Here is a 25645-nt window from a genome sequence, read left to right on the forward strand (position 1 = left end):
GAGCGAGGACATGGGCGACGACAAGAGGGGCGTGCGGTGGCTGCTGGGGGAGTGCCGTTCCAGCCGGTGAGAGCGGTGCGCGCGTACGAGCGCGTCGCGGAGGAGATCGAGAACAGGATCGTCAGCGGAGTGCTGCCGCCCGGCTCGCGCCTGCCGGGGGAACGCGAACTCGTCTCGCAGTTCGGCGTCGGACGCTCTACCGTGCGCGAGGCGTTGCGAGTCCTCGAGTCGGGCGGCCTCGTACGCTCCCGGCCGGGCGACCCGCTCGGCGTGGAAGTCCTCGGCGTCTCCTCGGAGGGCCTCACCCGGGCCCTGGGCAGGCTGACGCGCTCCCGTGTCGCGTCGGTGGGGGAGCTGGTCCAGTTCCGGATGGTGCTGGACGGCGAGAGCAACCGGCTCGCCGCCTGCCTTCGGCAGGAGAGCGACCTGGAGCGGATGGCCGAGCAGATCGCCCGCATGGAAGAGCTGAGCCCGGTAGGACTGCGCGCCTTCAGCGAGGCGGACGCCCTCTTCCACCAGGCCGTCGCCGAAGCGAGCGGCAACGCGCTGCTGGGGCTGTGCGCGCGTGCGGTGCACGAGGCGGTGGTCGGCGTGATCGAGCAGAAGATCGCCGCCGTCTCGGACGCGGGCGCGTGGATGGAGCGTTCAGTGGCCCACCACCGACGCGTACTGGAAGCGATCCGGGCGGGAGACGGCGAAGGCGCCGCGCGCCTGGGACGAGAGGCGCTGTTCGACTACTACGCGGACCTCGTGGGGGAGGGCGACCGCCAGCTGCTGAAGGCGGCGCTGGGCTAGGCAGTGTCCGATGAACGGCGTCGTCCTCCGCGAGCAAGGCGCGTTCTGTCGGACAGGGCGTAGGGCGCGTCGTCGCCTCGCATGGTCAGAGCCTGCCGATGAGGACGCCGCGCCAGGTCCAGCCCGCCGAGAGGACCGTGTCCCGGAGAACTCCCCGCAACTCCGCGCGGTCGATGCGGAAGGTCTCCGTGGTTTCGCCCCCGTCGTCGGCCCTTCGGGCTGTTTCACTGACGTGAGACCGACCGTGCGGGACCACGGGTATACGTGGCGCGCACCTGCTTCCCGCCCACGCGTTTCACCTCCGACTGCTGTTCCAGGGCGCGGACTTCGCGCTGCGCCGCAACGAGACGCATCCGTATGCGCACCGTATGGCGGATCTCGGTGCGGGCGGAGAACATCCCCAGGGCCGGCTCGCGGACCTGCCACTCCGCGATGACGTCCGCTCCCTCCGGGGTGCCGTCCCGGACGTCATAAGCGGCGTGGGCGGCGTCGAGATCGAGCAGCATCGCCCGCACGTCCTCGGCCGGGCGGGCCGCGACGCCGCTGCAGGGGCGCCTGGTGCCGGTCAGTCTGTCGAGGAGGCCCATCGCGCCAGCCTATCCGCGGCAGTCGGGCACAACTCCGCCACCGGAAGCGACGCGGACAGGAGCATGCGCACGGCCTCCTGGGCGGGCGGGCTGCGAACTCGCGGAGGAGGGTGCCGTGTTGCGCCGGGGTGTGGTCAACGCCGGGCCGAGATAGGCCAGTCCAGCGCATTCCGAGCACCAATGCCCGGGAAATCGAGCACGCGCCACGTGGACGTCGCGAACGACGGGACGCGTACGGAGTCGCCGTCGCTGCCCTCAACTACCGCTCGCGGGCGGGACGTTGTGGTTGAGGTGGAACGTGTTGCCGGGGTCGTAGCGGGCCTTGATGCGCGTGAGACGTTCGTAGTTGCGGGGCCCGAAGGCGTTGACGAGCCGGTCGTGGCCTTCCTGGCCGATGAAGTTGAGGTAGACGCTTCCGCTGGTCCAGGGGCGCAACTCCCTGAGGAGGCCGCGGGCCCAGGCGACGGCGCGGTCGTCGTCGACGGGGTCGCTCCACAGCCCGAACGGGTGGACGGTCCAGGGAGCGTGGCGCCAGGGGACGGGGTAGTCGTGCGGGTCGTCGTCGACGGCGCCGCCCTGGGGGAAGAGCACGTGCTGGGAGGGCGAGGGGACGATCATCTCGTGCGCCTTCCTGCAGAAGACGTCCACGGCCTCGTCGGGGAGGGACTGCAGGTGCTCGGCCGACCAGTAGTTGCGGTAGCCGGGCGGGTCGTCGAGCATGCTCTGCAGTTCGGCGTAGGGCATCTCGGCGATCATCTCCCCGGCGGGAGCGAGGCGCAGCAGCGGTTCGAGGACCTCGCGGGCCTCCTGCTCGGGGCCGGTGTAGGTGACCAGGGCGAGGCAGGCCAGGGAGCCGGTCAGGTCTTCCGGGACGAACGGCTCGTCGGGAGCGGTGACGTAGATGAGGCCGCCGCCCACCGAGTCGGGGGCGCCCGCGATGAAGTCGCGGTAGGCGCGAGTGACCTCCGGCCCCTCCTCGGGCCGCCAGATCAGCAGCGCCGCTGTGAGCGCCGCCAGAGGGTGCAGGCGCAGGGTGAAGGAGGTGACGGCGCCGAAGTTGCCGCCGCCTCCGTGCAGGGCCCAGAACAGGTCCGGTTCGGTGGTGGCGTCGGTGTGCACCTTGCTGCCGTCTGCGGTGATCAGGTCGGCGGCGACGAGGTTGTCGCAGGCCAGCCCGAACGTCCGGTCCAGCCAGCCGGAGCCGCCGCCGAGGAGGAAGCCGCCGACTCCGGTGGTCGAGACGCGCCCCCCGGTGGTGGCGAGCCGGTACGGCTGGGTCGCTGCGTCGAGGTCGGCCATGGTGGCGCCGCCGCCGACCGTCGCGGTACGGGCGTCGGGGTCGACGGTGACGGAGTCCAGATGCCGCAGGTCCACTACGAGACCGCCCTCGGTGGTGCAGGTTCCGGCCACGCCGTGGCCGCCTCCGCGGACGGCGGTCTCCGAGCCCGTCTGCCTTCCGAAGCGGATGGCGGCGGCCACGTCGTCCTCGGTGCGGCACTGGGCGATCAGGGCGGGATGCCGGTCGATCATGGCGTTGAACAGGGTGCGACACCCCTCGTAGCCGGGGTCGCCGGGCGCCAGCAGCGCACCGGTGAAGTTCCTTCGCAGCGTGTCCAGGGCAGTGCGGTCCAGCGTCCGCGTTGACATATTCGTCCCTCTTTCTTCCCCTTTCGACCGTAACTCTCCTGGTGGCGGGGGTGACGGGAGCCGGGCGCGAGGCGGGGCGGCCCACGCTCGAGGAGGGAGCGTCGCGCGCGTGGGCGGCGGCCAGGGCGCGCTGAGCGCAAGCCGCCGGAGGCGTCTCACTCTCAGCAGTCGAAGACGGACCAGCAGATGTCGTTGCGCAAGCGCTGGTCGTCGAGGACGAGTTCGCGGATCGCTTCGGGGAGCTGGTCCCGCTGCCATCGGCACTCCAGACGGCCCGCGGCGTCCTCCTCGCCCTTCGGCGCGGCAGCGCGTACGGCCTTGATCGCGTAGGCGGCGGCGCCGAGTTCGTGGGCGGCGACATGCGCGACCGCCCCGGCCTGCCCCGCCGCGTACGCGGCATGGCGTGGTGCCCCGCGCAGGTCTCTCGCCGCACCCATCGCGTGGCCGCCCGCCGCGCGGGCCCGCATCATGGCGACCTCCCCGCGTACCCACGCGCGGGCGTGCTCGATGGCCTCACGCGGGCGGGGGTCGTCGGGCTGCGCGGACTCGAAGAGGCCGAGGACGTGCTCCGCGCAAGCCGCCGCCCAGAGCGCGAGCAGACGATGATCCTCGTCCGTGAGGGTGCCGCCCCGGCGGATCGTGATGAAGCGCGGGTCCCGGATCTTCGGGAGGATCATCTCTGCCGGCGCTCCTTCTGCTGCACCTGATCGCGCGGTTCTGACGGGCCGGACGGCCTGGTCCCCAGATGTTTCGACGGGGCACCGGCAGTCGGGCGTCGGAGCTCAGTATCCTCCGTCAGCGTGCCGACTTATTCGGGAGAACGGGGAGCGGACTCGCGGTAAGGTGCGCCGATGTCCCGGATCAGGCAGTTCCAAGTCACCTTCGACTGCGCGGAACCTGAGCGGCTCGCCCGCTTCTGGTGCGAGGTGCTGGGGTACGTCGTCGCGCCGCCACGGGAGGGGTTCGCCGCGTGGAGCGACTTCCAGAACTCCCTGCCCCCTGAGGAGCGCGACGCGTGGTGCGCCTGCGTCGATCCCTCGGGCGTGGGTCCGCGACTGTACTTCCAGCGCGTGCCTGAAGGGAAGGCCGCCAAGAACCGGCTGCATCTCGACGTGCGGGTGGGCACCGGACTCGTGGGCGAGGAACGTCTCGCCGCACTCGACGCCGAGCGCGCACGGCTGGTCCCGCTCGGCGCGGTACACGTGCGAACGCTGTACGACGGCAGTGACGCGTGCATCCCCATGCTGGACATCGAGGGCAACGAGTTCTGCCTCGACTGAGCGCCCTCGGAGCCGGCGGGGCCGCCCGAGCGAGACAATTCCCGCAGTGCGGAGGCTCGTCGTACGCACCCCTCGTACGCGCTCCGCACACGTGCTTCACCGGGAGTCGCGCACGGCTTCCGCGATCTCCTCGTCCGCCAGAGAGATGGCCGCGTCCGCCCGCTGGTACCAGACTTCCCGGCGGGCCGGTGCCAGTGTCGTCCAGGGGTGGCGCTCGGCGCTGAATCCGAGCGTCGAGTAGAGCGCCCTCGCGTACTTCTCACGGCGATCGGTGCTGCCGTCGGCGGTCACGTGCTCTCCTCCGCGCTGGTGGTCGGCCGGTGCGATGAGTCTCGCAGCATCCGCGAGTCTGCAATCACAGGCCCGGACAACGGCATCTGAGGGGATCGACATGACCGCCACTTACACCTTCGACGTCTTCTCCAGCCTCGACGGTTACGGGGCCGGCGGCGGCGACTGGGAGGGCTACTGGGGCAAGCAGGGTCCCGAACTGCTCGACCACCGCCTCGCCCTGTACCGGCCGGAGCAGCGGATGGTGCTCGGGGCCAACACCTTCCGGGCCTTCGCGAAGATGCTCGCCTCGAGCACCGAGAACTCCGACGTGCGCGACCCGTGGGTCACCAGGCTGCGAGGCATGCCGACGACGGTGGTCTCGACGACGCTGGAAGCCCCCCTTGCCTGGTCGAACGCGACGATCGCGCGTGGTGATGCCGTGGACGTCGTCGCACGGCTCAAGGAGGAGTCCGACGTGCCGTTGCGCTCGCACGGAAGCCTGTCGATGAACCGGGCGCTGATGGCCGCCGGCCTGGTCGACCGCGTGCAGGTGACGATCTTCCCCGTCATCACCGGACGGACGGGGCTCGATCCGGTCTTCCGGGGCGCGGCCGATTTCGACCTGGAGCTCATCGAGAACCGGACGCTGGACGGCCGCATCCAGGAACTCGTGTACCGGCCCACCCTCCACTGACCTGTAGGGGAAGCACGCCCCGCGGCGGCGGTCGCCCGGCGCCGCCGACTGCGAGGGCGTCGATCGTGATCCCCGGCTTCTGCTGCGCGCCAGCCGTTATGTCCGCCGCCCTGAACTCCGGGTAACAGGTGGGGAGGCGCTGTCTCTTGACCTCACCGGCAGGCGGGCCTAACGTGCCCGCCACGCTTCATCATTGTGACGCACCTTCAACATAATGATGGAGGTGCTGGTCAGTCACCAGCCGGCCGAAGCGGGGAGGTCAGGCGCGTGAGACGAGTCAGCCGACGGGAGGCTGCCGCACCCCGCGACAGATCAGGCTTCGCCGGGTGCCTTGGCGAATCACTGCGAAGAAGCGCAGTAACAGTCGGGCGGACCCTGGCGTTTCGCCCGATGCCGCTCCGAAGAGCCCCGTCGCGCCCCTGAGTCGGTATGGCAACCGAACGCGCATCGACTCACCCGGGAAGCGGCAGACGGCTCCGCACTCCATACGCGCGACAGCCAACAACCCCCACATGCGGCGCCACACGCGCGTCGGTCGAGGAAAGGAAGCCGTATGACGGGACGTCACCGTCAGCCCTCCGAGAAGCTCCAACGTCATCTGGCCCGGTATGCCACCAAGCGCAGCGGATTCGTCATAGCGGGAGCGTTCGCCGCGAGCTTCATGGCGGCCGGGACCGCTGCCGCAGCCGACACCGGCCCCAACTCCAGCACGAGCGCCCCGGATTCGGGGACGAACGCGCAGGGGAGCGTCCGGTCGGGCCTGAACGCCAGCCCGGGGAACACCGTCGGTGCGAACGCCCAACGGACGGGACCGGGCGGGGCGGCGTCACATGACTCGCCCAGGTCGGGCACCACCCAGATCAGCGTCCGCGACAACGGGGACGGGACGAGGACGGTGTCCACCCAGCACAGCACCCACCGCTTCAACTCGCCGGAAGGTGGAACGCCTGGCGGCGATCCGGCACCGCCGGACCGCGGTAACCCAGGATCACCGGACCGGGGAGGCCCCGGTGACAAACCGGGATCAGCGGGCGGCGACGGCCCTGGCGCGTCACTCGGTGAGGCGATCGCCTCCGCGCTGAGCGCGCCGCAGGCGGACGCCCCCGCACCGACCCCGGCGAACGACGCACCGCCATCCGCGAACGACGCACCGGCTCCGCCTCCCGCAGACCCTCCGCCTCCCGCCCCGGCCGCTGAGGCACCAGCCGCCCCCGCGCCCGATGCTCCGGCTCCGCCACCCGCTGAGGCGCCCGCTCCAACGAACGACGCACCGGCTCCGCCTCCCGCAGACCCTCCGCCTCCGCCTCCGGCACCGGCTGCCGAGGCGCCTCCCGCGCCTGAGGCCGAAGCCCCGGCCCCGCCTCCGGCTGACCCCCCGGCCCAGGCGCCTGCCGATCATCCGGCACCGCCGCCGGCACAGGCTTCGGGACCCGACGGTCCGGCCCCGGCACCGCCCGGTCCGGCGCCTGTCGCGGAGCCCGAGCGTCATGCTGCGGACGGTCTCCCGGCGCCGACTGCTCCTGCGCCTGCGGGTCCGCCGCCCGCTCGTGCCGGGAACGCTCCCGCGCCTGCCGGTCCGCCGCCTGCGCCTGCGGGTCCGCCTCCGCGGCCGGTTGCCGAGCCCGAGCGTCATGCTGCGGACGGTCTCCCGGCCCCGGCTGCTCCTGCGCCTGCGGGTCCGCCGCCCGCTCGTGCCGGGAACGCTCCCGCACCTGTGGGCCCGCCGCCTGCGCCTGCGGGTCCGCCTCCGGCTGCGCCCGCTCCGGCTCCGCGGCCGGTTGCCGAGCCCGAGCGTCATGCTGCGGACGGTCTCCCGGCGCCGGCTGCTCCTGCGCCTGTGGGTCCGCCGCCTGCGCCTGTGGGTCCGCCTCCGGCTCCACGACCGGTTGCCGAGCCCGAGCGTCATGCCGCGGACGGTCTCCCGGCCGCTGAGGGGCCGGCTCCGGTGCCCGCTGCGCCTACCCAGAATCCGGCTCAGGTTCCCGCGCCTGCGGACCAGGGGCCGGCACCCGTGCCACCCTCGCAGGGCGCCATCGAACCGACAGATCTCCGCGGCCTTCTCGGAGCCCCGCCCGCCCCGGCTCCGGCGCCTGTCGCGGAGCCCGAGCGCCACGCTGCCGACGGCCTCCAGGCTGCTCCAGCCCCTACGGAATCCGGCCCGCTGCCGGCGGCTCCGGGGAATCTCCCCGGCCGGCCGCTGGAGATCGGACCGGACGTTCTCATCCCGACGCACGAAGTGCCCGGGCTGGACGCCTACAAGCCGGCGCCGAGCGCAAGCGGAAACATCACCTCTCCGTACTCGGCCACGGTGTATCTCCCGGGCCACGTCGACCCGCCCAGCGCCGGCCCGCTGCCGGAAGCGAGCTGGAAGAACGGGTTGTTGAGCGCGTGGCATCCCAACACCACAGGGGACAAGGTGAGCATCCCCGTGAAACAGCCGGGCGAGACCGTTCAGGTCAACGGGCGGCCCATGACCAAGCCGGGCAAGCTGGAAGCGTTCGACCTCTCCGTGGACCGCAGTTACCAGATACGAGCCGTCGGGATGGACGCGGTGGACTCCCAGCAGATGGTCACGCCGCAGGGACAACGCGTCACCCGGGTGAACTACGAGTACCAGTACGAGGTTCGCGAGGGGACCAACGTCATCTTCAACGAGATCAACTTCCCGAGCGATTCGGAATGGAAGCGCGTCTCGACAGAAAACGTCGCCGATCTGGTCCGGAACAACGGTGTGGCGTCCGCGAATCTGCCGGGCCGGGAAGGCAAGTGACCGTCCCTCTGCCCGGCCCGAGAGGTCCGTCGGTCGGCCGCTGAAGTACGGGGACGCTTCTGTCCCGCGCGACCCGGCCTGCCGGGGGTTCGCATCGCGCAGCGGCAGGTGACGCGGGCCCCACTGGGGCCCCGCTGCTCGACTCCGAGCAGCGGGGCCACAATTGCTCCCTCGTTCCCGTGTCCGGGTCACATATCGAGCGTCCGCCAGTTCTGTCAGTGCACCCGCGAACTGCCGGCACTGCCGCCTCCCGGGCTGCGTTGGACGAGCTGAGCGCGGAACTCGACTTCACCGCGCCGTCCGCCGAAGCCGGCCATTCCGCTGACGGCCGGAAGGTCATCCGCGGGCAGCTCGTCGACGAACACGCCGCGACCACCCCCGGCTCGCCGGACCACCACCACGCCGCAGGAACCTCTCGGGTACGGGAAGCCGCTGGCTCCGAAAGCGATGCCGGACCTGACGGCCCGGCCCCGGCGACGCGAACCTCAACTGCCCGATGGGGCGCCAGGAGAAGCGGATGGCGGCGCCCGACGAGCCTTCTCGTGGCAGCCGCTGTCCTCGTGCTGCTCCCATTGTCGTTCTACGAGAGCCGCACGACTGGAATCGGCTACGACATGGGAAACCTCCCGGTGAGGAGTCCGCGGAGTCGCCGAAGCCGACCTACTCCTGGCAAGGGCTGCGGCGGTCATCGAGAAAGGCCTGCCCTCCGATCCTGAGCCCTTCCATCCAGTACGAGGGCTGGTGGAGATGAACGTAACCCGCCCCGATGCGGCGAACCCGGCCCCGGATCGGCGGCGCGTGGTGTGACACGGTCTCATTCCCGTGGGCAGGCGTCCGGGTCTGTGCCCCTGTACGTGCGGTACAGCGGGTCGACGGATTTCGGGTCGGGCCCCGTGTCCCAACTGAACTCGAGGACCGGGACCGGTTTGCACACCGACCACTGCTGGTTCTGGCCGCTGCGCTCGAATCCGAAGCCGTATCTGCCTCCGGCGCCGCGAAGGCATTCGTCGCACCTGTCCTCGTCGATGCTCGGGTCGAGAAGGGTGTCGTAGACGAGGTCCTTGTCCGGGATCTTCGGGGACCCCGTGTGCCCCTTGTTGAGGTCGTCGAAGCTGTAGTCGACGGCGTCGGCGAGGATCTGGACGGAGTCGTAGTACATGGCCGAGTAGCCGTCGTCCAGCGAGCGCCGGCCCAGTTTGTAGGTGTCCTCGAAGCCGCGGAACTCGCGGAGGAAGCGCGTCACTCCCAAGGGCGCCTCACCGCCGCGCCACCAGGAGGTGTCGACGGAGGAGGCGTTGACGAGCCGGGCGTTGGCGTCCAGCAGGTTCAGCCGGGTCTCTTCGGAGGTCAGGGTGGGGTCGAGTCCGATACCCACCTTGAGGATGCGGAGTTTGCGGCCGTCGCCGCACGGCGAGTCCGCGATCTTCTCCACGAAGGCGGGCAGGTCCTGGTCGCGCCCCGCGAAGAAGATGGTGTCGTAGTCAGGCCCCCTGCAGATCTTGCCGACTGCGCCCGTGAAGCGCCGTGGTATGCCCTTCTTGTTGCCGGTGACGCCGAGGTAGGGGGCGCTGCTGTCCTCGAGGCCCCAGGTCTTGCCGAACTCCTCATCGATGACCTTGCGCAGGTTCTTCGAGTAGACGTCCGTGGCTTGCCGGTCGTAGAGCAGGAACCCCCGCTCGGGACGCCGACCCTCCGCACCGTGCTCGTCACGCTTCAGATACTGCTTCAGAGCCTCGGCGAACTCTCTGTTGTTCGGTGAAGTCTTGAAGAAGTACTGGGAGTTCATATCGGCCGAGGTCGTGGTGGGGCCGACGGTGGGGATCTTCCTCTTGCTCAGATCGTCGATGGCCTCGCGCGTCTCCGAGGTGCTGCTCGGTATGCCCGCGACGCCCACCAGCGGGTTCTCCTTCTCCCGGGCCAGTTCGGAGAGCCGCTCATGCACCGGAAGCCACTTGTCGAGGTCCTTGCCGTCCGGGGCGAGCAGCAGCTGAAGGTGTGGCGCTGCCTTCTCGTTGACCTCTTGCTGTGCGGCCAGCGCTCCGGCCACGGCGCGGCGGATCATGTCGGGCGTCATGGCGCTGGTGTCGTCGTAGGTGAACGGCATCTTCAGCGCGACCCGCACGTACGGAGTGTCCGACGGCGACTCGTACTTGTCCCGCACCCGGTCGTTCTGCTTCTCGATCTCCTGCAGCAGCTTTCCGGTCTCCGGGTCCTTCACCTCGAAGGCGCGGTCCGTCACCCCGACGCACTCGCCGTCCACGGCCTCCAGGCCCTCCTGGCATTGGTCGGGCCAGAGCCAGGTGACCAGCGAGACGACGGCGACGATGACGGTTCCGGCGGCGACGGCCGCCAAGGTCCCCGTCACGGGGCCCCACTCCCTGTGGTGAATCGCTAAGCGCAATGTTCCTCGCAATCAGAGCTGTCAGGCCGGGCCGCGGAAGGACTGGCTCGTGCCGGGCTTGTCCGCGGTGGCCGGGGGAACGGTGAACGGGCGCTTCTTCTCCGCGGCCGCCGGCCACGTGCGCGCCACGTGCCGCAACTCGGTGCGCCATGTGGGGTGCAGCCGGGAGAGGCAGCCGAACTCCTCGCGTACGGCGGCACGCAGGTCGCGGTCGGGTTCGGTGTGCGCCTCGGACAGGCACCACAGCGCGTGCAGAAGGCTGTTGATGGAGAGCAGCGCCTCGTCGCGTGACCCGGCCTCGTCGTAGGGGCCCGGATTCCCGGGCGGGCCCGCCTGCTCGCGGAGCGCCGTACCCGTACGGGCGTCCTCCCCGTCGTCGCACGGCGGTACGGGGGCCGTCGCGCAGTACGCCAGCAGCGTCAGCCACTCTCCGGCTCCTCCGCGCTGGCCCTTCCCCAGTTCGAACAGCTCCTCCAGCACGCCGGCGACCGTCTGTGTCCTGCCCGCGGCCATGGAGTGCCACTGCGCGTGCTCGACGCCGCCGTTGCCCGGGTCGCGGTGGTGCTGGACGAGGAAGTCGTGGACGTCCTGCCAGAGTTCACCGCCCTTGTCGCTCATGATGCGGCGCGCTTCGGCCATCAGGAGCCGCTGGAGGAGCGGGTGGGCGACAAGCGGGCCGTCAGAGGTGGGGTAGCGCTGCCACTGGTGCGTCTCCAGATAGTCCTCCGCGGCGTTGGCCTGGAGCTGTTCCGGCCCACGCAGGCCGAGGTGGCCGGCGAGCGCCTCGGCCGCCGTGCGATCGCGGGCGAGGCAGAGCTGTACGAGACGGTGGCGCTGACGCGGCTCCGGCACGAGGCGCTCGAGTATCGCCGTCGTGACGGGCCGCCCGTCCGGGCCCCGCAGCCTCAGCAGCGACTCGGGGACGACGTCCTGCCCTCCGCGTACGGCGGCCAGAACGGCGTCGCAGAACATCTCGCTCGCCGCGGGATGGCCGTCGGTCACCGCGTAGACGGCGGAGGCCAGGTAGTGGTGGAGCGTGGTGTCCGCCCGGTCGAGCAGGGAGAGGATCTCTCCCGGCCCGAGCGGCGTGAGCGGGACGACGAGGAGCCCCGCGGACGGCGAGCGGCCCCGCCTGGGCGCCGTCTCGCTCAACGCCTCGGCCAGCAGGGGGAGTTCGCAGCGCACCGCGTCGGGTGCGTCGTCGGGAACGCCCCCGAGATGGGTCGCGGCGACGATGAGGTGGTCGTCCGGCTGCCGGTCGGGCTTCGCCCTTTCGCCGAGCAGCAGGTCGATGAAGCGCTTCCCGGACGGGTGGTGGGCGTCGTCCAGCAGGATCAGAGGCCAGCGTTCCCGGTTGGCGCGCTGGAGTGGTCCGTACGCGGCGGCGATGTCGTGAAGCAGGGCGGCCACGAGGGTGCGCGCGCTGGCGTGCCCAGGGTCGCCGCCCTGGTGCAGCCGCAGGCCGAGTCGGACCAGCGGAGCCGGGCTGTCCGCCGAAGCGGCGGCGACCTCGCCGTGCTGCTTCCCGTACCAGATCTGCGCCGGGGAGACCGGGCAGAACTCCTCGAGCTTCTCGGCCAGGCGCTGCGTCAGCTGCCGGCGGTGCGCGTCCTCCCGGTTGCCGCTGTCCTTCTGCTTGCTCCCGTTCTCCCGCTCGTGACGCCCGGCTTCGGCACCGAGGTCAACCTCGTCTCCGCCCTGTTCCGGCGGCAGGTCGACGGCTTCGGCCAGGGCGCGGGCGAGATCGCCGGGCTCCTCGCTGCTGAGGCCGCACGCGATCAGCATCCGGGCGATGCGCAGGCAGGTCTCGTCGCGTTCGGCGACGGCGCCGGCCTCCCACGTCGAGACGGCCACCAGCCCGGGGAGCAGAACGCGGAACGGATGCCGTGCGCTGGGGCGGCGCAGCGGATACCGGGAGGGGAGGCCGGGGGCGAGGCCGCACACCAGTTCCTGGAGGAGCTGCACCAGGTTTGCGGCGGTGCTCGGAGCCCCGTCGCGTCCCGCTGCGGTGGGACGCTGGTCGGGGGGCACGGCACGTATGTACGCGAAGGGCAGCCGGCCCGCGTACCGCGAGGCGAGCGCGTCCAGTACCGCGGTACGCCCCATGCCGTGCTGTCCGGTGATCAGGACGACGGGAGGGTCGGGGCGGGGCTCCCAGCGCACTCGCGCGCGTTCGCCGTATGCGAGGCCGGTGAGCTGTGGCATGAGGGAACGCAGGAGGGGATCGCGCCCGTAGAGCAGCCGCGCTCTGTCCGCCATGCACATGCACCCGATGCGTCATCCGCCCGACGCCTCTCGCGCCGGCCGGCTCGCCAACTACTGCTGGAAGCAAAGAACTTACATCTGCGTCACCGCGTGGGGCCAGCGCGTGACAGTGTGGAGGGCGGTACGGGTGAGGTCGTCACGAGTGCGGGTAGATGTCGATATCCACCTCCTCGGGGAGCAGATCCCCGCCGTGGACCACCCCCGGATACTCCAGCCGTACGTGCTGGAGGTCCCGCAGCCTCACGAGTTGGGACAGGTCGATCTCGGCGGCCTGGAAGACATGAAGCTCCCTCAGCCCCGGCAGCCGCAGGGCGATGGTGTCCAGGTCCAGGCGGGTCCCCGCGCGCGCTCGCACTTCCAGACGCGTCACCTGCGGTATCTCGACGCGGGGAGCCGCGAAGAGCAGCGTGCTGAGCTGCGAGGGGGAGAGCGAGAGCGTCCTCAGCCGCGGCATGCCGCCCAGCAGCGAGCCCCACAGCTCCGGCAGCAGCCGTCCGCTCGCCTCCCGCAGATGCAGCTCCTCCAGGGAGCCGAAGCCCTCTATGCCGTCCAGCTCGGAGGCCGCCGGCGGGAGCGCCAGCACCCGCAGGTCGCCGGTGCGCGGCAGGTCGCTCAGGCCCCTCCACGGCACGTCGCTGCCCACCTGCAGCTCCTCCAGCGAGGCGCACTCTTCGAGCGTGCTCATCGGCTCGAAGCCCGGAAGGTTGCGCAGCGTCAGCCGTTTCAGGTTCCGGAGGCGGGTGAGGGGTGCGGGGTCGGTCAGGTCGCGGCAGCCCTCCAGCACGAGCGTATCCAGGCGGCCGAACCGCTCCAGCTCGCCGAGACCGTTGTTGAGCCCGTGAGTGCCGCGCAGCCGCAACTCCCGCAGGCTGCCCGGGTCGAGGGCGGCGAGGACGTCTCCGAGGGCGAAGTCGCCGTGGCAGCCCACTCGTTCACGGCCGTCCATGCGGCTCAGCGCGGCGAGCTCGCCCTGCGACCGTACGGTCACCACGCCGCCGGGGGTCGATTCCAGCAGCGGGCGGATGATCTCCTCGGCGTAGGTCTCCGTGTCGAACCGGTCCCAGTGACCGAGGAGTTGGGCCCGGACAGACGCCTGGCCGGTACCCAGGAACTCCTTGAGCCGCGTGATGGCGGCGTCGCCGCCGATCTGGCAGATTGCGTGCACGGTGGCGAGTTCCTCGTCTCCCGTCAGCTCGGCCGCATCGGGTAAGAGGTTGAGCAGCAGAGGCCCTGTGCGTGCCAGCGCTCTCGCCTCGCGCAGGCTCTTGGGCGGCAGCATGCTGGACGCGTGCTCCCTGACGGTCTGCCGTACCTCCGGCGCGAGCCGGGTCGCCAGCTCCAGCGACGCCAGGGCGAGCAACTGCAGGCGTGCCTGGACGGAAGGCTGCGGCGTCCGGAGGGCGCGCTCGGTGAGACCGTTGAGGATGTCGGCGCGCTGCGAGTGGTCACCTTGGGCAACCGCCATCTGCACCACGTCCTCCCACTCGTCCAGGTGCGCGTTGTTAATCAGCATGCCCATGTCCCGTTCCTCAAGCAGCGCTTTGGCGCCGAGAAAATCCTGGAAGGTGCGGTGGATGAAGGCGACCGTCGATTCCGTGGGTTCCCGCAGCAGGCCGGAGCGCTCCAGCAGGAACTGGAGCGCCTCCTCGGCGGATCCCAGATCCGCCAGGAGCGGCACGGACAGCTGCAGCCGGCGTACGAGCTCCGCCGCGTCGTCACGGTCCAGCTGCGTACGTTCGTTGCGGATCAGCCAGTGCGCCAGCCATTTCAGCGGCTCCGTGGCCGACTCCCGGTTGAGCTTCGTGTAGACCTTGCGTTCGGGATCGCGGCGCCGCAGCAGCATGTCGAGCGCCGCCTCGTACAGGGTGACCCGGTCGCGGGGCAGGACGCCCCGCCGTTCCCGGTTCAGCGCGCAGATCAGGCCGCACATCAGGGGGTTGGTGGCCAGCCTGCTCAACTCGGGGGTCGAGCGCAGCACATCGGTGAGGTCCCGGCCGGAGGCCTCGTCGGCACCCGCCGCGACATGCCAGCGCTCCACGAACCGCCGCGTGTCCGAGGGGCGCATGGCGTCGAGCCTGTACTCGCGGAAGAGTTCACCCGCGAGCCAGCCCTTCTCCAGCGCGGCGGGACGGGTCGTGACCAGCCACAGGTTGCCCGGAAAGGACGCGAGCAGGTCGCGCAGCCACTCGCGCACGCCGTCGCGCTGGTCCAGCGGAATCTCGTCGACGCCGTCGATCAGCATCAGAGCACGCCCGCTCCTCATCACGCGCTGGGCCCACCCGTCAGGGGCTTCCATCACGCCGCCGGCCCAGCCCAGGAAGTCCTTGGGGGAGGGCAGCTCGGCGTTCCTGCGGGTCAGGTTGCGCAGCGGCAGGACGAAGGGCACGCGGCCGGTCAGCTGCGGCGGCAGAGCGCCCCCGTCCGCGCCCTTCTGCCGCGCGGTGATGAACGCGAGCCACTGCACCAACGTCGTCTTGCCGGTCCCGGCGACGCCGCGCAGGATCACGCGCTCGTGATCGGCGAACGCCGCCTCGAGCGGCCTGCCCGCCCGCTCGGCCTCCGGCTCTTCGCCGTCCTCGCCCTCCTCCCCGGGGCCGTCGGACCCCACTGGCCCGGGGCCGGCGTGTGCCGGGACGGTGTCGAGAGTGAGATACGCGCTCTCCAGCGGCCAGTTGGCATCACCCGGGCCGTCGAGGTCCACTCCGTGGATGGCGAGGCGATTCTGACGGCGGACGACGAACGCCGCGTAATCCGCCTCGAACTCCGCGTCGCCCTCGGCCTCTTCACGCGAGAGACGGCCGAGCTGCTCCATCACGCGGCCGACCTTCTCGTTGATCTCCCGGACTTCCTGGCGCGTTTCCACGTCCGCCCGCGCCGCGAAACCGGGCCGTTCGCTGAAGAAGCAGAGGATGTGCACGCACGCCGTGACGAGCAGCCTGTCGTGGAACCGCCCGGCGTCGTCACCGAGGAGACGCCGCGTCTGCGTCCCCGCCGCCTCCGCGAGCTTGGCGGCCAGGGCCTCCGGTCCGAGCGCGACAGCCTGCACATCGTCCATGTCCAGGTCCCCGAGCGCGTGGAGCGTACGGGTCAGGGCCTGCCCGACGGCGTCGCGCTGTTCCGGGACGACGGGCGGATCGTGCGGGCCCGCCGCGAGCACGGCACGCCGGACCAACTCCCGTGCGAGCTTGTGCAGATCGTCCTCGGTGAGCGTGCGGTGCTCGCGAACGAAGGCCAGCAGCCGGCGGACGGGGACCGCTCTCGCTCCGTACTCCGCAGCCGGTACGCGGGACGCGGGCAGCAGGAGCCGCTTCAGCAGCGGTACGACTGTCTTCGCGGCGATCTGAAGCCCCGTGGTGCCGCCTTCCACAGCCGTCCCCCCTTGTGCGCTCCCCGCTGGACGCGCCTCAGCCTAGCGGCGCCCTCGCCGCGTACGAGGCCCCAACGGCACAGATCACACTTGCCCGTTGGGGTATTCGTTCGCGGTCGCGCCCGCGTGATGCCGGAGAAGGAGAGGCACGCAATCCGACGCTCTGCGCGATGTCTGGAGCCCCTGCTCCAGGAGCCCCCACCGAAAAAACGTGCCCGGATCCGAAGGTGCCGTCGGGACCCGGGAGCGAGGGGGCCAGGCGCTCACTCGTCCTTCGGCTCCGCAAGGGTCTCGATCTGCTCCGGCGACAGCGCCACGTCGAATACCTTGACGTCCCGGATGCTGCCGAGGAACCAGTCGGTCGCCCTGCCGTCGGCACCGTTCGCCCGCCCGATGAACAGCTTGTCGCCCGGGGCCCGGACCGCGGGGCTCGCCGCCGTTCGGGACCGCTGCTCGACGCCGTCGACGTAGAGGTGCAGCGAGTGCTTCCTGCGCACGCCCACGAGGTGGGTCCACCTCTTCAGTTCGGCCTGAGCACGTGATGTCGCGCCGCCCTCCCTGTCCGCGAAGGCCCAGCGGCCCTCTGCCGGCGCGTACCGCAGGAAGAAGTCGCTGCTGTCCCCGGCGGACTGCGCGACGGCGGTCGCCATGCCCTCGGGCCTCTTGCCGAGATACACCCACGCGGAGACGCTGAAGGCCTTGTCCGGAGCGGTGTCCACCACCTTGTCGTGAACGACGACGTCGCTCCTGCCGGCGAACAGTGCCGCCCCGTCCGCGCCGTCTCCCCAGCCCATCCTGTACTGCTTCGCAGCCCGGTCGCCGACGGTGTCGGCGGTTTCCGACCGCGTGTCCAGAGGCCATGCCGCGATCGGAGCGGGCACCTCTTCGCTAGTGAGGTAGAAGCCGGCCGGTATGGCAGCGGCCACGATGATGCCGGCGGCGGCGGCCATTGCGGTGCGCCGGGTGAGGCCGCGTCGCGGTTTCGGTTCCGGGGCCGCCGCAGGCGTGGTCTCGGGCGGGGCCTCCCGTAGATCGACGTCGTTCCGGGTGGCCGTCTCTGCCTCGGCGACCGCCCGGTCGGAGCTGTGGACGCGGTCGGCGGCGGGCTTCCAGGCGGCGTTGTCGAGCAGGGTGGTGAGCTCCTGGTCGAAACCCGTGCGCGAGAGGACGTCTTGAGGAGCGGGCCGCTGCTCGGGGGACTTGGCCAGGCAGTCGGCGACGAGGCTGCGCAGGGCCGGCGGCCCGAGGGCCTCGAGGTCGGGTTCCTCGTAGACAGCCCGGTAGCCCATCGCATGGGCCGGTCCCTCACCGAACGGATTGGCGCCGGTCGCCGCGTAGGCGAGCACCGCGCCGAGGGAGAAGACATCGCTGGCCGGGGTGATGTCCGCGCCGTTGATCTGCTCGGGGGACATGAACCCCGGGGAGCCGATCATCATGCCCGTTCTGGTGATCCTGCTCGCGTCGTCGACACGCGCGATCCCGAAGTCGATGACTCGCGGCCCGTCCTCGGCGAGCAGCACATTGGAGGGCTTGAGGTCGCGGTGCACGAGCCCCGCGTCGTGGATCGAGATCAGCCCTTCGGCCAGCGCCGCCGCGAGGGCGGACACCGTTGCCGGAGGGAACGGCCCCTGGTCGGCGACGGCTTGCCGCAGCGACGGGCCGGGCACGTAGCTGGTCGCCAGCCAGGGAGCGGGCGCGTCGGGGTCCGCGTCCAGCACTGGTGCCGTGTACGCCCCGCTCACCAGCCGATTGGCCAAGACCTCCCGGCGGAACCGGGAACGGAACTCCGGCTGCCGCACCAGCTCGGCATGTACCAGCTTCACCGCGACGCGCCGTCCGCCCGGGGAGGTCCCGAGGAACACCTCGCCCATGCCGCCCGCACCGAGACGGCACGACAAGCGGTAGTTCCCGACAGTACGTGGGTCCCCCGGCTGCAAGGCCCTCACCACACAAACCCCCCTGCGTCGCGCGGCGTTGATCCGGGTTTTCCGGACCTGGCCGCCTGTGCCAGCGTAAACGCCGTCTGACGGGCCGTCGGTTCCGGGCGACAGCTTCACGCTTTCGTGCCGGTACGGAGGCGGAACGGTCAGTCCAGGTCGGACATGTCGAGAACGAAGCGGTAGCGGACGTCGTTGCGCCGCAGACGGTCCAGCGCCTCGTTCACCTGTGCCGAGGGCAGCAGTTCGATGTCGGCGGTGATGGCGTGACGTGCGCAGAAGTCGAGCATCGAAGCGGTCGAAGGGAGGCCGCCGCTGCCAGCGGAGGTGAGGGACTTGCGTCCTACGAGCAGATCGGTGGTCTCCACGGTCACGGCTCCGAGGTGACCGAGGTGGCAGAGGGTGCCGTCCATGGCGACCATGCGCAGGTAGGTGCCGAGGTCGTGCGGGGCGGAGACGGTGTCGATGACGACGTCGAAGCGGTCGCGGGCCGCCGCCGTCTGCTCCGGATCCGTGGAGACGACGAGGCCGTGGGCGCCGAGGCGCCGGGCGTCACCGGCCTTGTCCGGTGAGCGGCTGAGGACCGTGGTCCCGGCGCCGAGCGCGACGGCCATCTTGACCGCGAGATGGCCCAGCCCGCCCAGTCCCGCCACGGCGACGCGGGTCTCCGGGCCCACTCCGAGGGCGTGCAACGGCTCCCAGACGGTGATTCCGGCGCAGAGCAGGGGAGCGGCGGCCGCCGGATCCAGGCCCGGGGGCAGAAGGTGGGCGAAGCGGTCGCGGACGACGTACTCGCGGCAGAAGGCCCCCAGGGTCGTCGATCCGTCGTGGCGGTCGACGCCGCCGTAGGTCAGGGTCGGGAAGGCGTGGCAGAAGTTCTCCTGCCCCGCCCGGCACATGGCGCACTCGCCGCACGAGTCGACGATGTTGCCGACAGCCACCTGGTCGCCGACGGCGAAGCGGGTGACCGCGGTGCCGGTCTCGGTCACCACGCCCGTGAACTCGTGGCCCGGCACCAGGGGAGGGTCCTCGCCGGTCCGGGCGCTGAGGGCGTGCACGTCGGTGTGGCAGACACCGCAGTAGTCGACGCGGACCGCGAGGTCGTCGGGGCGCAGGTCGCGCCGATCAAGTGGAGCCGTTCGCAAGGCAGTCGACGGCCCGTCCGCCCGCCAGCCGATGGTTCTCCTCATGAGGCCTCCTCTTGCAGACAGACTGGTTGGTCTATTTCACTCTAGCAATAGACCAACCAGTCTGTCTGTTAATGTCGGTGCATGGCCGATCAGCCCCTGACCGCGCGCGGAGCCGCGACGTACCAGCGCATCCTCGACGCGGCGACGCAGGAGTTCGCTGAACACGGGATCGCGGGCGCACGTGTGGAGCGGATCGTCACCGCGGCACGGACCAACAAGGCGCAGCTCTACGGCTACTTCGGAAACAAGGAAGGGCTCTTCGACACCATCTTCCTCGGCTCGCTGGAGCGGATCATGGACGTCGTCCCTGTCGACGCCACCGACCTCGCGGACTGGGCCGTGCGCCTCTACGACGAGTATCTCCGCCGCCCCGACCTCATCCGCCTGGCCACCTGGGCCCGCCTGGAGCGGCGTCCGGCGGGCCACCTGGTCGAGGAATCGGGCCGCCTCGACACCCCCAAGCTGCGGGCCATCGCCGAAGCCCAGGCCGCCGGTCTGGTGCGCGACGGAGACCCGTTCGACGTCATGGCCATGGTGATCGCCATGTCGATGGCATGGTCACCGGTCAGCAATGTCTACGCCGCGACCGCACAGGAGCCCGCTGAAGTGCACGAGCGGCGCCGGACCTTGCTCCGCGACTGCGTCCGACGCGCGCTGACGCCGTCCTAGTTCCGCTGTCGTCCTGTCCGATGCGCTCGCCACGCAGTGCCGAGTCCCACGGGCGCTCACACCTGCACAGCAACTCCGGCGCAGTCGTGCACCTGTGGAGAGGGATCGGTGCGGTTCCTTGCCGGAAAGGGCAGCCGATAGCGACGCACCGTCAGCCTTCGGCTTGTGACGCTCGCGCGTGCACGTCTCATGAGCTTTCCGGCAGCTGCAGTCTCGTGCAGTTTCCGCGGCGCACCTGGTCCTTCGCGAACGCGGTAACGTACGCGCTCAGCTGCTTGCGCTGCCTCTTCCGCGTGGCCTCTGTCTCTGACGTCGCATCCGCTCGGTATGGCGAGTTGTAGCTCCAGTTGGCGCCGAAGCCGACATTCTCGCCGCCGCATCTGGCGACGGCCCATGCCAGGGTCTCGGAGAGCGCGGGCTTCCAGGCCGCGTGCTCGCCCATCGGAAGCGAATGCACTTCCGCGCCCAGTTCGTACATGTTCCCGCCCCAGTTGCCGCGCCAGCTGGTGAGTTCGACGAGCGGATCGATGTGATCACGGTCCTTGGGGGCCAGCGGTGGCGCGTACAGGGTGCAACGCCCCATCACCCCGCCTTCAGCAATGGCGATGCGGACCCTCCATTCCGGATCCTCCCAGGGGCGGGCCACGGACAGAGCGTTGCAGGCGGTGCCTTTCGCTTGTGCTCGGGTCGCGTACTTGCCCCGGTCCGGCACGGCGCCGTGCTTCGGCATGGGGAGCGGCTCGCCGCCGCAGTCGAGCCTCTCGGTCATCTCATTGGTCATCCGCACAGCGAGCCGTAGCATGGCCGACTTCTCCTCACGGCTCTTGGCCGAGTACGTCCATGTGCCGACCAGGAGCCTGTGATGTCCCCCCAACGCATGCCCGGCGCGTCGTGGGCACTCGGGCATGAGATAGACGCGGCTGTATTCCACCTCGAACCCGGGTAGTCCGCCCGGCAGCACCGCATGTGGAGCATAGAATCTGGCGATGCTCGACATCTCCTCAGCTCGGTCCAACCCGGCGAGATAGGCGTCCACGGCGACCACGACCGTGCCCTCGTCGTTCTTCAGCACGCAGCTGTACCGGCCCTGCTCCTCGTCGAAGGACTCCTCCTCCGATCCGAGCCGCGCATCCGTCCTTACCGTCTGCACATCGCCATGCGGCAGCTTGCCTCCGCACGCCTTGTGCGCCAGCCACAGGTCCTTTAACGGCGCCCGCGCCGAGAACCCGACGACGGCCAGCACGACCAGCACGCACGTCGAAACCCGCAGCCACTTACGGTGCTGCCGAACCCAATTCCCCACCCGTTCCCCCCAGTTCCTGCTCACGCGTCGCTCCTTGCCACCTCTGTTCCGAGCGGATTCGCACTGCGGACGTCGATGGTCAGGCTCAGTGAGGCACAGTACGCGGAGGTGTGGACCGGGCGTATCGCTACGCCGGTCCGCCGCCGCACACGGGGAACTGACGGCCAATCGGGATCGGGCCGGGTCGTCCGTACGCCGACGAGGCCGTCTGCCACCGAGATTGGCAACCGCCACGGGTGCCGACGCGTCGAGCCTGACATGACCGCCAACTCCGAACCCGAGTACCCGCACTGCGGCCGCGGCGCCGGCGACGCAGACCCTGTCGGCTGCCGTGGGCGGCTCGTCGTGCGCTCCCGACCGGCGGACGGGGGCATCGGCTTCGGACTGTTCGACGCCTGCCTGGCGCACCTGGACGACAGCGACCGGCACGCCTATCTGAGTTCGCTGGGCCCTGGGAGCACTCTCGACCACCGGGGCACCACCATCGATGCCGCCCTCCTCGAAAGCCTCTGGCAGCCCCTCCGCTCCTCGCCGAACGAGCCCGTCTCGGTGGGGACAGCACGCTTCGACGGGGCGGTCTTCGAGGGAGCGGTCCGGTTCCGCAGGGTGATCTTCACGGGGAGGGCGACGTTCAACGGGGCGAGGTTCAGGGGCCAGGCCAAGTTCGACGGGGCGACCTTCGAGGGCGACGCCCGATTCGAAGGCGCGCAATTCGTGGGCGACGCCGAGTTCGACTATGCGAAATTCGACAGTGAAGCCGCGTTCGACGAGGCGAGGTTCGACGGCGGTGCCTGGTTCGACGAGGCGACTTTCACAAGCCGCGCCAGTTTCAGCCGGGCGAGGTTCGAGGGGCGCACCATGTTCGGACGGGCCAAGTTCGAGGACCGCACACGGTTCGAGGAAGCGAGCTTCGGGGACCACGCTGTGTTCCGCAACGCGAACTTCAAGGGCTACGTCGGGGCCCACGGAGCGAGGTTCAACGGCGACTCGCGATTCACCGAAGCGCAGTTCAGCGGCGGTGCCGACTTCGGCGAGGTGAGCTTCCAGGGGGTGGCGGATTTCACCGGAGCGGCCGTCGACGGTCACGCGTGGTTCGGCAGTGCGGCCTTTGAACGTGAAGTCGTGCTCAGCGAGACGGTCTTCACGGGGTACGCCGATTTCGGCGGAACAACGTTCAAGGATCAAGCATGGTTCGGGGGAGCGCAGTTCGGGGGCTCCACCAGGTTCGTCGGAGCGACCTTCAAAGAACGCGCAACGTTCACCGGGGCTGCCTTCGGAGGTGACGCAGGCTTCGAGGGAGCCACTTTCGAGGGCAATGCCGCCTTCCGCAGAGCGTTGTTCGAAGCCGCTCCACAACTTGGCCCGCTGGAATGCCGGAAGGCGGTGGATCTTTCGGCGGCGGTCTTCGCGGTAGCCGTGACGATCGACATCGCCGCGGAACACGTCTCCTGCTCCCGTACACGTTGGGCGTCCACGGCCGTGCTGCGGCTCCGGCGTGCAGAGGTGGACCTCAGTGACGCGGTGCTGGAGTACCCGGTCAGCGTGGCCACGACCACCGCACCCGCCTCGTCGAGAGACGACGAGGAGAACACGTCGCGGCCATCCGCGGTGCCGGAACCGCCAGTGCGTGTGCTGTCCCTGCGGGGGGTGGATGCTTCCCATCTGGTGCTAGCCGACGTCGATCTGAGCGAGTGCCGCTTCGCCGGAACGATCCGGCTCGACCAGCTGCGCCTGCATGGCTGCTGCCGGCTGGCCGTCACGCCGTCGCGGTGGTTCCGCCGCGGTCTGCTCCCGGTGCGCTGCACATCCAGGCAGACCCTGGCCGAGGAACATGACTGGCGAGCCGCACAAGGCCGCGCCGGGGCCGGCTGGAGAACCGGTCCAAGCGATGGAGCTCCGGTGGAGCCCGCCGCGTTGGCGTCCGTATACCGGGAGTTGCGCAAGGGCTTCGAGGACGCGAAGAACGAGCCGGGGGCCGCGGACTTCTACTACGGAGAGATGGAGATGCGCCGCCACGACCGCCATTCATCCGGCGCCGAACGAGTGCTGCTGTGGCTGTACTGGGCTGTCTCCGGCTACGGGTTGCGCGCTTCCCGGGCGCTGGGCTGGCTGCTGGGGGCGATGGCCGTCACGGTTCTGCTGATGGTTCTGTGGGGTCTTCCGCAGGCCGACCCGAAGCCGGAGAGCACCGGCTCCGTCGAGGGCGAGCGGATCACCATGACCACCGACACCCCGAACCCGGTCAATCCCCAGGGGCCGTTGCTCGAACGGCTCTCCGGCGATCGGTTCGAGCCCGCCATACGTGTGGTGTTCAATTCGACTGTCTTCCGCTCCAGCGGCAAGGAGCTGACCACTTTCGGCACGTATACCGAGATGTTCTCCCGCCTCACCGAACCCGTCCTGCTCGGCCTCGCCCTGCTGGCCGTCCGCAACCGCGTCAAGCGGTAGGGCGCGGACGACGGGACGCCATGGCAGCGCGGTGTGCACGACCTGGTGCTGGGCTCCCGAACCTCGGGCGCCCAGCACCAGGGAACCTCTAGCGAATCGGCAGGACGACCGGGAGGAACTACTCGATTGCCCCTGCAGGGGCGGGCAGGCCCGGGTGGTCGCCTGCCGTGAGCTGGGTGCCCGGCCCCGCTCGCCGTCCGGGCCGGCCGGTGAACCGGGCCCGGCGCCCATGGTTCGGGGTGCTCAACTCGCCGTCCAGAGGGCGCAGTTGACGCAGCTGTGGCAGGGGAGCGAGTAATTTATATACGCGTAGACAAAGTGGTGCCGGGTCTATACGATCGATCCGGTCCTGGAGGCACGTCCGTCGGTCGTGCCGAGCGGGGCCGTGTGTGCGGTGGGTTGCGACGTCTCGTGGTGGCTGGACTGCGGGTGAGCGGTGCGCAGAACGGAGCCTTGCGTGAACGCCGATTCAACGGCTGCTGAGGAGCAGCCGAAGCTGGTCAACCGGCGACCGATTCTGCTGGTCTGCCTGGCGGTGTTCGGATTGATGACCGGGCAGCAGATGGTGAACCCGATCCTCGCCCCGCTGGCGCGTGAACTCGGCTTCAGTGAGCTGGCGCTGGGTTTCGTGATGTTCGTGGGTGCCTCTGGAGTGGTGCTGGCGGGCACCTTCTGGGGGCGCCGTGCGGCCGTCTGGGGACACCGTACGGTGCTGTTGATCTCGCTGGTGGGGGCTACGGTCAGCCTTCTGGCGTTCGCGGTCGTCGCTCAGAGCGGACTGGCCGGCGTGCTCCCCAAGCTCGTGACATACGTGCTGATCATCGTCACCCGCGGTGTGCTGTTCGGTCTTGCGTGGGCTGCGACCCCGGTCACCGCGCAGTCTTACGTGGCGCGCATGACGTCCGGCGAAGCCGAGCGCGTGCGGGGGATGTCCGTCTTCAGTGCGGCGCAGGGCCTGGGCCTGGCTGTGGGGCCGGCGGTCGGCGGCCTGCTGAGCATCGCAGGTCTGCTCCCCCCGATGTATGTGGCCCCGGCGATCCTTGTCGTCATCGCAGTGGTGGTGGCGATCAGCGTGCCCAAGCCGGAGAAGGGGGAGGAGCGTCCGGAGTCGGTGAAGGTCAGCCCCTTCGACCGTCGTCTGTGGCCCTTCCTGACGATCGGATTCGGGTTGTACCTGGCCATGACCATGGTGCTGATGACGGCCGGCTTCCTGCTGCAGGACAGGCTTCATCTGAACGCCCAGCAGACCGGCACCGCGACCGGCATGGTGACGCTGGCCGGGGCGGCGATGATCGTCATCGTGCAGGTCGTGGCGGTTCCGCGGCTGAGCTGGTCGCCCGTGCACTTCATGCGGGCGGGTTCCGTACTGATGACCCTCGGAATGGTCGTGGTGGCGGTGTCCGCGAGCGGTCCGCTGATCGGCGTCGGTGTCGCTCTGCTCGGAGCCGGTCTCGGATTCGGAATGCCGGGAGTCATGTCCGCGCCGACGCTTCTCGCAGAGAAGAAGGAACAGGCGAGTGTGGCGGGGCTGTTCAACGCCTCCGTCGCCGTGACCTTCATGATCGGCCCGCTCCTGGGCAACGGCCTGTATGAACTGGGCATTGCCGTTCCGTACGTCTTCGGCGCGATCATGCTGGCAGGCCTGGTCGTGTTCACCCACGTCCATCACGGCGTGCGGCAGACAGCCCGGAAGTCCCCCGCGGCTCCGGCGGTCACCAGTGGAGAAACCGAGCAGTCCGAAGTCTCGTAAGACCTCGGCCCATGGCGCGAGGCCGGTCGCTGTACCCCCGACAGCCGACCGGCCTCGTTTCTCTGTGCGGGCGCGTGTGTGCGTCGTCGAGTGCGCACGATGACACCGTTCGCGGTCATAGCAGCAGCAGGTCTTGATTCCCAGCCAATCCCGTATGGATAGCCCCTGTCAGGGGGTGTCTACCGCGGTGGAGTTGCGCGAGAGAGGCCGCGTCGAAAAGGAATCCGCCGCCCGCATCCATCGACTGAGCAAACCAGGCAAAACATATG

19 protein-coding genes are annotated in these 25645 nt (G+C 70.2%); 7 read left to right on the plus strand and 12 right to left on the minus strand.

The window, feature by feature from the left end; all coding sequences use genetic code 11:
• Positions 1-36: 36 nt before the first annotated feature.
• Positions 37-795 carry a FadR/GntR family transcriptional regulator gene (locus IEY56_RS02095; protein WP_229711476.1) on the plus strand — a complete coding sequence of 253 codons (759 nt, stop codon included), beginning with the start codon at positions 37-39 and terminating at the stop codon, positions 793-795.
• A 224-nt stretch (positions 796-1019) separates the two neighbouring features.
• On the opposite strand, the gene IEY56_RS02100 is transcribed toward IEY56_RS02095, so the two are convergent.
• The 3 genes from IEY56_RS02100 to IEY56_RS02110 form a co-directional block, all read right to left on the minus strand.
• Positions 1020-1382 carry a hypothetical protein gene (locus IEY56_RS02100; RefSeq protein WP_229711478.1) on the minus strand — a complete coding sequence of 121 codons (363 nt, stop codon included), beginning with the start codon at positions 1380-1382 and terminating at the stop codon, positions 1020-1022.
• A 255-nt stretch (positions 1383-1637) separates the two neighbouring features.
• A complete protein-coding gene (locus tag IEY56_RS02105) occupies positions 1638-3029 on the minus strand; it encodes an FAD-binding oxidoreductase (protein ID WP_189035283.1) in 1392 nt (463 codons plus the stop codon).
• Between the two features lie 161 nt (positions 3030-3190).
• Positions 3191-3706 carry a putative immunity protein gene (locus tag IEY56_RS02110; protein WP_189035284.1) on the minus strand — a complete coding sequence of 172 codons (516 nt, stop codon included), beginning with the start codon at positions 3704-3706 and terminating at the stop codon, positions 3191-3193.
• Positions 3707-3880: 174 nt separating this feature from the next.
• On the opposite strand from IEY56_RS02110, the gene IEY56_RS02115 reads away from it, so the two are divergent.
• Entirely contained in the window at positions 3881-4309 is a 429-nt protein-coding gene (locus IEY56_RS02115; RefSeq protein WP_189035285.1) for a VOC family protein, read from the plus strand.
• A 96-nt stretch (positions 4310-4405) separates the two neighbouring features.
• Here the strand turns inward: IEY56_RS02115 and IEY56_RS02120 are convergent, their stop codons facing one another.
• Positions 4406-4600 (minus strand): hypothetical protein, encoded by a 195-nt coding sequence (locus IEY56_RS02120; RefSeq protein ID WP_189035286.1) that lies wholly within the window; start codon positions 4598-4600, stop codon positions 4406-4408.
• A 100-nt stretch (positions 4601-4700) separates the two neighbouring features.
• On the opposite strand from IEY56_RS02120, the gene IEY56_RS02125 reads away from it, so the two are divergent.
• Positions 4701-5276 carry a dihydrofolate reductase family protein gene (locus tag IEY56_RS02125; RefSeq protein WP_189035287.1) on the plus strand — a complete coding sequence of 192 codons (576 nt, stop codon included), beginning with the start codon at positions 4701-4703 and terminating at the stop codon, positions 5274-5276.
• Positions 5277-5870: 594 nt separating this feature from the next.
• On the opposite strand, the gene IEY56_RS02130 is transcribed toward IEY56_RS02125, so the two are convergent.
• Positions 5871-6203 carry a hypothetical protein gene (locus tag IEY56_RS02130; protein ID WP_189035288.1) on the minus strand — a complete coding sequence of 111 codons (333 nt, stop codon included), beginning with the start codon at positions 6201-6203 and terminating at the stop codon, positions 5871-5873.
• Between the two features lie 1309 nt (positions 6204-7512).
• Between IEY56_RS02130 and IEY56_RS02135 the strand changes: the two genes are divergently transcribed.
• Positions 7513-8046 carry a hypothetical protein gene (locus tag IEY56_RS02135; protein WP_189035289.1) on the plus strand — a complete coding sequence of 178 codons (534 nt, stop codon included), beginning with the start codon at positions 7513-7515 and terminating at the stop codon, positions 8044-8046.
• Between the two features lie 215 nt (positions 8047-8261).
• On the opposite strand, the gene IEY56_RS02140 is transcribed toward IEY56_RS02135, so the two are convergent.
• The 6 genes from IEY56_RS02140 to IEY56_RS02165 form a co-directional block, all read right to left on the minus strand.
• Positions 8262-8411 (minus strand): hypothetical protein, encoded by a 150-nt coding sequence (locus IEY56_RS02140; protein ID WP_189035290.1) that lies wholly within the window; start codon positions 8409-8411, stop codon positions 8262-8264.
• Between the two features lie 449 nt (positions 8412-8860).
• Positions 8861-10411: an ABC transporter substrate-binding protein gene (locus IEY56_RS02145; protein ID WP_229711479.1), complete on the minus strand. Its 1551-nt coding sequence runs from the start codon at positions 10409-10411 to the stop codon at positions 8861-8863.
• A gap of 57 nt (positions 10412-10468) precedes the next feature.
• Entirely contained in the window at positions 10469-12706 is a 2238-nt protein-coding gene (locus IEY56_RS02150) for an ATP-binding protein (RefSeq protein ID WP_189035292.1), read from the minus strand.
• A gap of 142 nt (positions 12707-12848) precedes the next feature.
• Positions 12849-16079, minus strand: coding sequence for an NACHT domain-containing protein (locus tag IEY56_RS02155; protein WP_189035293.1), 3231 nt, complete (start codon positions 16077-16079; stop codon positions 12849-12851).
• Positions 16080-16342: 263 nt separating this feature from the next.
• Positions 16343-17977, minus strand: a complete 1635-nt coding sequence (locus IEY56_RS02160) for a protein kinase domain-containing protein (RefSeq protein WP_308424104.1) — start codon at positions 17975-17977, stop codon at positions 16343-16345.
• Between the two features lie 188 nt (positions 17978-18165).
• On the minus strand, positions 18166-19206 hold the full coding sequence (locus IEY56_RS02165; protein WP_189035294.1) for an NAD(P)-dependent alcohol dehydrogenase: 1041 nt from the start codon (positions 19204-19206) through the stop codon (positions 18166-18168).
• Positions 19207-19287: 81 nt separating this feature from the next.
• Between IEY56_RS02165 and IEY56_RS02170 the strand changes: the two genes are divergently transcribed.
• Positions 19288-19875, plus strand: coding sequence for a TetR/AcrR family transcriptional regulator (locus IEY56_RS02170; RefSeq protein ID WP_189035295.1), 588 nt, complete (start codon positions 19288-19290; stop codon positions 19873-19875).
• Between the two features lie 187 nt (positions 19876-20062).
• Here IEY56_RS02170 and IEY56_RS02175 read toward each other — a convergent pair whose 3' ends face one another.
• Positions 20063-21202, minus strand: coding sequence for a hypothetical protein (locus tag IEY56_RS02175; RefSeq protein WP_189035296.1), 1140 nt, complete (start codon positions 21200-21202; stop codon positions 20063-20065).
• Positions 21203-21436: 234 nt separating this feature from the next.
• Here IEY56_RS02175 and IEY56_RS02180 point away from each other — a divergent pair, with 234 nt between their 5' ends.
• Together IEY56_RS02180 and IEY56_RS02185 are read left to right on the plus strand one after the other, a co-directional pair.
• Complete coding sequence (locus tag IEY56_RS02180; RefSeq protein ID WP_189035297.1) at positions 21437-23626, plus strand: pentapeptide repeat-containing protein; 2190 nt, start codon at positions 21437-21439, stop codon at positions 23624-23626.
• Between the two features lie 457 nt (positions 23627-24083).
• Positions 24084-25376 (plus strand): MFS transporter, encoded by a 1293-nt coding sequence (locus tag IEY56_RS02185; protein WP_189035298.1) that lies wholly within the window; start codon positions 24084-24086, stop codon positions 25374-25376.
• Positions 25377-25645: the final 269 nt, after the last annotated feature.

The sequence above is a fragment of the Streptomyces daqingensis genome (assembly GCF_014645895.1).
In the GTDB taxonomy this organism is placed as follows: Bacteria; Actinomycetota; Actinomycetes; order Streptomycetales; family Streptomycetaceae; genus Streptomyces; species Streptomyces daqingensis.

Bases quoted from the DNA above. Each gene is read 5' to 3' on its own strand.
- IEY56_RS02110 (WP_189035284.1), bottom strand. From the start codon at position 3,706: ATGATCCTCCCGAAGATCCGGGACCCGCGCTTCATCACGATCCGCCGG.
- IEY56_RS02105 (WP_189035283.1), bottom strand. From the start codon at position 3,029: ATGTCAACGCGGACGCTGGACCGCACTGCCCTGGACACGCTGCGAAGG.
- IEY56_RS02125 (WP_189035287.1), top strand. From the start codon at position 4,701: ATGACCGCCACTTACACCTTCGACGTCTTCTCCAGCCTCGACGGTTAC.
- IEY56_RS02170 (WP_189035295.1), top strand. From the start codon at position 19,288: ATGGCCGATCAGCCCCTGACCGCGCGCGGAGCCGCGACGTACCAGCGC.
- IEY56_RS02115 (WP_189035285.1), top strand. From the start codon at position 3,881: ATGTCCCGGATCAGGCAGTTCCAAGTCACCTTCGACTGCGCGGAACCT.
- IEY56_RS02180 (WP_189035297.1), top strand. From the start codon at position 21,437: ATGACCGCCAACTCCGAACCCGAGTACCCGCACTGCGGCCGCGGCGCC.
- IEY56_RS02165 (WP_189035294.1), bottom strand. From the start codon at position 19,206: ATGAGGAGAACCATCGGCTGGCGGGCGGACGGGCCGTCGACTGCCTTG.
- IEY56_RS02100 (WP_229711478.1), bottom strand. From the start codon at position 1,382: ATGGGCCTCCTCGACAGACTGACCGGCACCAGGCGCCCCTGCAGCGGC.
- IEY56_RS02150 (WP_189035292.1), bottom strand. From the start codon at position 12,706: ATGGCGGACAGAGCGCGGCTGCTCTACGGGCGCGATCCCCTCCTGCGT.